This is a genomic window from Noviherbaspirillum sp. Root189 (genome assembly GCF_001428545.1).
Taxonomy (GTDB): Bacteria; Pseudomonadota; Gammaproteobacteria; order Burkholderiales; family Burkholderiaceae_D; genus Noviherbaspirillum.
The window spans coordinates 10,488-16,806 of sequence record NZ_LMHZ01000053.1 but is presented as its reverse complement, the minus strand read 5'-3'; the positions used below and the strand labels follow the sequence as shown (position 1 = coordinate 16,806).

Annotated in this window: 4 protein-coding genes and 2 pseudogenes; 1 reads left to right on the top strand and 5 read right to left on the bottom strand. The window is 63.5% G+C overall.

The features are described from left to right. The 4 genes and pseudogenes from ASE07_RS30960 to ASE07_RS30950 all read right to left on the bottom strand — a co-directional run. Positions 1 to 1,886, bottom strand: a 1,886-nt coding sequence (locus tag ASE07_RS30960) for a condensation domain-containing protein (protein ID WP_057293122.1), incomplete at its 3' end; no start/stop codon positions are given. Positions 1,887 to 1,893: 7 nt separating this feature from the next. Beyond that, positions 1,894 to 2,218, bottom strand: a pseudogene (locus ASE07_RS30955) (AMP-binding protein); the annotation flags it as partial. Position 2,219: 1 nt separating this feature from the next. Then, positions 2,220 to 5,343 (bottom strand): condensation domain-containing protein (locus tag ASE07_RS22780; protein WP_442946119.1); only part of this gene is annotated, 3,124 nt, incomplete at its 3' end. 19 nt (positions 5,344 to 5,362) lie between these two features. Continuing rightward, on the bottom strand, positions 5,363 to 5,744 hold a 382-nt coding region (locus tag ASE07_RS30950; protein WP_442946118.1), incomplete at its 3' end, for an AMP-binding protein. A gap of 38 nt (positions 5,745 to 5,782) precedes the next feature. Between ASE07_RS30950 and ASE07_RS30040 the strand changes: the two genes are divergently transcribed. After that, positions 5,783 to 6,040 (top strand): hypothetical protein, encoded by a 258-nt coding sequence (locus ASE07_RS30040; protein WP_235548577.1) that lies wholly within the window; start codon positions 5,783 to 5,785, stop codon positions 6,038 to 6,040. Positions 6,041 to 6,105: 65 nt separating this feature from the next. On the opposite strand, the pseudogene ASE07_RS30945 reads toward ASE07_RS30040, so the two are convergent. After that, a pseudogene (locus tag ASE07_RS30945) lies at positions 6,106 to 6,288 on the bottom strand (hypothetical protein); the annotation flags it as partial. Between the last annotated feature and the right edge of the window lie 31 nt (positions 6,289 to 6,319).

Below are 6,319 nucleotides of genomic sequence, written 5' to 3'. Positions count from 1 at the left end.
TGCTCGAACGGCAGGTCCTGGTGCTGCTGCGCTTCCAGCGCCTGTTGCTTCACCCGCTGCAGCAACTCTGCGACCGTCGGCTGTCCGGACAGGTCCACACGCAGCGCCAGGTTATTCAGGAAGAAACCAATCAGCGGTTCAAGCTCGACGCGGCTCCGGTTGGCAACCGGTGTCCCGACCACCAGTTCCTGCTGTCCTGACAAGCGCCCAAGCACAACCGCCCATGCCGCAAGAAGCGTGACAAAAAGTGTCGCTCCGTTGCGCTGGCTAAACGCCTTCAGCTCGCCCACGAGCCCGGCATCCAGATTAAGGTCCGCCATTCCGCCGCGCGGGTCCATCAGCGCAGGGCGCGGGAAATCGCAGGGCAACTCAATCCGCGCTGGCGCGCCTGCAAGAGTGCGCTGCCAGTACTCCGTCTGGATCGCCATCGCATCGCCGGCTAGGCCGCGACGCTGCCAGGCCGCATAGTCGGCGTACTGAACTGCAAGCGGCACAAGCGGATCTTCCCTGTCGCGCGTGAATGCACGGTACAGGATCCCCAACTCACGCACCAGCACTTCCAGCGACCATGCATCAGCGACGATGTGGTGCATCGTAATCAGCAGAACATGCTCTTCCGCACCCATGCGAATCAGCCGACCTCGCGCCAGCGGACCGGCACGCAAGTCGAAGCGCGTACTGGCTTCGTCAACCACCAGGTGCTGCAATTCGGCATGTGCGTCGTTGCGATCCGACAAATCCTGTTCCTGCAACGCGAAGCCCAGGCCCGCATCTCCGATGTGTTGCATCGGCACGCCGTCCGCCAGGTCGAAGGTGGTACGCAGGACTTCATGACGATCGACCAGCCTGTCCAGCGCGCGTTGCAAGGCCCGCATGTCCAGCCGGCCCTTCAGGCGCAGCCCTGCCGGCATGTGCAGCGTCAGATCTGCCTCGCCCATCTGCGCCAGCAGCCAGAGGCGCTGCTGCGAGAACGACAATGCCAGCGGGCCGTTCCGCTCAACCGCGATGACGGGCGGAAGTGTGGTGTGCTTAGCGCGGCCGACCGCTTGCGCAAAGACTTGCAGGACCGGGTAATTGAACAAGTCGGCAATGCCGACATCCACGCCGAGCATCTGTTGCAGGCGGGCGCACATGGTCACCCCCAGCAGCGAGTGTCCGCCCAGCATGAAAAAATCGTCCTGCCGGCCTACCTGCTCTTGCTTGAGCACTTCCGACCAGACTTGCGCGACGGCGGTTTCAACCGTTCCCACCGGCGCTTCGTACACGCGGACTGCATAGGCGGTCTCGCCTGGCACGGGCAAGGCGCGCACATCCAGTTTGCCGCTCGGCGTTAATGGAAGACTATCCAGTGCGACATAGGCGGCGGGCACCATGTATTCCGGTAGTCGGCTTGCCAAAAAGGCGCGCAGTGCATCTGGCCCAGCAACGTCGCTGTTACCCGTAAAGTAGGCAACCAGCCGCTTGCCGGCATTGGCGTCCTCAAACACGCACACGGCAGCGGCCGCAATTCCGGGGTGTTGTGCTAATACCGCCTGGACCTCTTCCGGCTCGACCCGGAAACCACGGATCTTGACCTGGGAATCGCGGCGTCCGAGAAATTCAAGGCTGCCATCGACAGCGAAACGTCCGATGTCACCGGTTCTGTACAAGCGCGCATCAGGATCGTCGCGGCAAGGATCGGGCGCGAAACGCTGGGCGCTGAGTTCCGGTCGGTTCAGGTAGCCGCGTGCAAGCCCTGGTCCGCCGATGTAAATTTCCCCAGGCACGCCGAGCGGGACAGGTTTGCCTTGCTCATCGAGCAGATAGATCCGGGTATTTGCGATCGGACGACCGATCGAGCGATGCGAACCTTTGCCATCGACGATCTCGTCGACGGTGACGACCACTGTGGTNATCGAGCAGATAGATCCGGGTATTTGCGATCGGACGACCGATCGAGCGATGCGAACCTTTGCCATCGACGATCTCGTCGACGGTGACGACCACTGTGGTCTCGGTCGGCCCGTAGGTATTAAACAAGACTGGCCGATGTCCATCGCGCAGGAACCACTGGCGCAGGGCGACCTGCTCTACCGCCTCGCCGCCGATGATCACCGCCCTCACGCATGGCGGAATGTCAGCGGTCGTGTCGGTCGCCAGCTGCTGCCAGAAGCGCGTGGGCAAATCGGCCACGCTGATCCGGTTCGCCTCGCACAGTTGCCAGAATACCTGCGCACTTNCGGTCGTGTCGGTCGCCAGCTGCTGCCAGAAGCGCGTGGGCAAATCGGCCACGCTGATCCGGTTCGCCTCGCACAGTTGCCAGAATACCTGCGCACTTRCCAGCCAGGCATCGCTACGCAGTACCAGTGTCGCGCCCGACAGTAGCGTGCAGAAAATCTCTTCCACCGATGCATCAAAGCTAATCGATGCAAATTGCAACACCCGGTCGCTGGCAGTGATGCGGTAGCGGCTTGCAAGCGCCTTCACCTGGTTGGCGACCGARCRATGCTCGACCATCACCCCTTTCGGTTCGCCGGTCGAACCGGAGGTGTAGATTACATAGGCAAGATGATGCGGCGCGGCCAGCGGCGGAAGATTGTCCGCCTCTTCGTCGGCCCAGCGATGAGCATCGCCGGCAAGATCAATGCACTGCGCACCATCTTTGAGTGCAGCAATCCGCTCGCCAGCCGATCCCGCCGCCAGCAAGGCCAAGGGTTCGCAATCGTCCAGGATGCGTGCGAGACGTGCGGCCGGATAGGCGGCATCGAGCGGCACATAGGCGGCGCCCGCCTTAAGGATGGCAAGCATGCCGACCAGCGTCTCAGGACTCCGGTCCGCATATATCGCAATGCGCGTGTCGGGGGCGACGCCGATCTTTCTCAGGTGCCGTGCCAGCCGGTTCGCCCGTCCGTTGAGCTCGCCGTAAGAGAGGGCGTTGCCGTCCATCACCAGCGCGGTCGATTCCGGTGCGGCAGCCGCCCGTTCCTCGAACACTGCATGCACGCATACGTCCTGCTGCGCGAGCGTCTCGACCGCGTTCCATTGGACAAACAGGTCCGCACGCTCCGCTTCGTCCAGCAAGGGCAGGCGCGAGATGGATGCTGTGCCGTCACTAGCGAAGGCGCGTGCCAGAGTGCGCAGGCAGGTGGCGAAGCGCTCGATGGTGATCCGGTCGAACATTGCCGTTGCGTACTCGATTTCACCTGTTATCTTTTCGTCCTTCAGGCAAAGATGCAGCGACAGGTCGAACTGCGCAACGCCGGACGCCGCCGGCAGCGGTGCCAGTTCCAGTCCGGGCAAAACCAGCGAAGCGTCCTCATCCGCCTGCCAGGCGAACATCGACTGGAATACCGGCGTATGGGCCATGCTGCGCACCGGATTGACCAGTTCGACTAACTGCTCGAATGGCAGGTCCTGATGCGCCTGCGCTTCCAGTACCCGTGTCCTCACCCGTTGCAGCAATTCGCTTGCCATCGGCGTCCCGGACATATCCAGCCGCAGCGCCAGCGTATTGACGAAGAAACCGATCAAGCGCTCGACTTCGGGTGCATTGCGGTTGGCAACCGGGGTGCCGACGACGATATCGTCCTGACCAGAAAGGCGTGCAAGCAGCGTGCTCCAGATTGCGAGCAGCGTCATGTACAGCGTCGTGCCGTAGCGTTCGCCCATGGCCTGCAACGTAATGGTCAGATCCCTATCGAAGACGAGATCGACGCGATCGCCGGCGTAGTCTTGTACCGGCGGACGTGGGCGATCCGCCGGCAGTTCGAGCACGGCCGGCGCTTCCGCCAATGCACGTTTCCAGTACTCGCACTGGGCTTGCAGGCGTTCTGCGTTCAACCATTGCCGCTGCCATACCGCAAAGTCTGCGTACTGGATTGCCAGCGGCGGCAGCGGATCGTCTTCCGTACGGCTGTAGGCGGCATACAGCGCGCTCAGCTCGTGCACCAGAATGCTTTTGGACACGCCATCGGACACGATGTGATGCATCGTGACCAGGAGTGCATGTTCATTGTCGGCAAGCGCGATCAGGCAGGCCCGCACCAGCGGACCGGCCTGAAGATCGAAGGGCGCTTTCGCTTCCTGGCGCGCCACGTCTTCCAGCGCCGCTTCGCGGTCCGGATGCGTACGCAGGTCAAGCTCGCGCAACTCGAAGGCCTTGTCTTCGGGGGAAATCCGTTGCACCGGCTTGCCGTCTTCGAGAACGAAGGTCGAACGCAGGGCTTCATGCCTTGCCTGGATGCGACCAAGGGCGCGGTAGAGCGCATGCCGATCGAGCCAGCCCGATAGCCGCAGGCCAATCGGGATGTGATAAGCCTCGCTGCCACCTTCCATCTGCGACAGGAACCATAGCCGTTGCTGTGCGAACGACAGCGGCAGCGGGCTCTCGCGCGACGCCAGCGTGATGGCTGGCAGTTCGCTTTGCGCGCCGACGGCTGTTGCCAGTGCGGCCAAGTTGGTATGGGTGAACAATTCGGTCACGCCCAGTTCCACACCCAGCACCTGGCGCACGCGTGATGCGACCTTGACTGCCAGCAGCGAGTGGCCGCCGAGAGTGAAGAAGTTGTCGTGACGACCGACCTGCTCAACGCCCAGCACTTCGGCCCAGATTGCAGCCAGTGCGGTTTCGACTTCGCCGATTGGTGCTTCATACGCACGCACTGCATACGCATCGCCATCCGGCGCCGGTAGTGCCTGCCGGTCCAGCTTGCCATTCGGTGTCAGCGGCAGGGTGTCGAGCTGCACGTACGCGGCCGGCACCATGTACTCGGGCAGCGTTGCCGACAGAACTGCRCGCAGCRCTTCGCTGTCAAGCTGCGCATCGGTCGTCAGGTAGGCGACCAGCCGCTTGTCGCCCGCCCGGTCTTCGCGTGCGATCACCACCGCTTCGCGCACGCCATCCTGTTCCAGCAGCTTCGCTTCAATTTCACCGAGCTCAATGCGGAAGCCGCGCAGCTTGACCTGATCGTCATTGCGGCCAAGGAACTGGATGCTGCCATCCATCAGGTAACGTCCCAGGTCGCCAGTCTTGTACATCCGTGCATTCGGTTCGCTGCTGAACGGGTCGGCCACAAAGCGCTCGGCCGTCAATTCATCGCGGTTCAGATAACCGCGTGCCACCTGCACACCGCCGATATGAATCTCGCCGGCCACCCCCTGCGGCACCGGCTGACCATTGGCRTCCAGCAAATAGATGCGGGTGTTGGCAATCGGACGCCCAATCGCCGGCGCCTGCTCGCTTTGCGGGTCGCACACCTGCATCGTCGCGCACACCGTGGTTTCGGTCGGGCCATAGGCATTGAGCAAACGCCGGTTGTGGCCGAAACGCCGCACCAGCGCCGCATTCGATGCCTCGCCCGCCATCACCAGCGTGCGCACCGTNCGGTCGGGCCATAGGCATTGAGCAAACGCCGGTTGTGGCCGAAACGCCGCACCAGCGCCGCATTCGATGCCTCGCCCGCCATCACCAGCGTGCGCACCGTCTCCAGCTGCGCCTCTTCCGGCAAGCCCGCCAGCACCACCGGCGGCAGGGTCACGTGCGTGATGCSYTCCCGTTCCAATACCTCGGCCAGCACTTCCCCGGCCAGTACCGTCTCGCTCGCCGGCAAAACCAGCGTGGCGCCCCGCACCAGCGTAGTCACAATCTCCGACACGCAGGCATCGAAGCTGAACGACGCGAACTGCAACACCCGGCTGTCGGCGTCGATCCCGAAACCCTCGATCTGCGCCTGTGCCAGGTTGCCCACCCCGCGATGCGCAACCATCACCCCCTTGGGCTGACCGGTCGAGCCACACGTGCGTGATGCCCTCCCGTTCCAATACCTCGGCCAGCACTTCCCCGGCCAGTACCGTCTCGCTCGCCGGCAAAACCAGCGTGGCGCCCCGCACCAACGTAGTCACAATCTCCGACACGCAGGCATCGAAGCTGAATGACGCGAACTGCAACACCCGGCTGTCGGCTTCAATCTCAAACCCGGCAATCTGCGCCTGTGCCAGGTTGCCCACCCCGCGATGCGCAACCATCACTCCCTTCGGCTGGCCGGTCGAGCCGGACGTGTAGATCACGTACGCCAGGTGCTCTGGCCCCACCCCGGTTTCGCTGCGAGGCAAGTCGTCGCTGGCGTATCGTGCCCAGCGCCGGCTGTCGGCTTCTACATCGATCAGCGGGATGCCGGAGCCCGACACCGCCAGCCGCAGCGTGGCGTGCAGCGCGGCCGGRATCTCGCCATGGGTCAGCARCGCCACCGGGGCGCTGTCTTCCAGCATGAACTCCAGCCGCCCGGGCGGATAGGCCGGATCCAGCGGCACGTAGGCACCACCGGCCTTCCACACCGCCAGC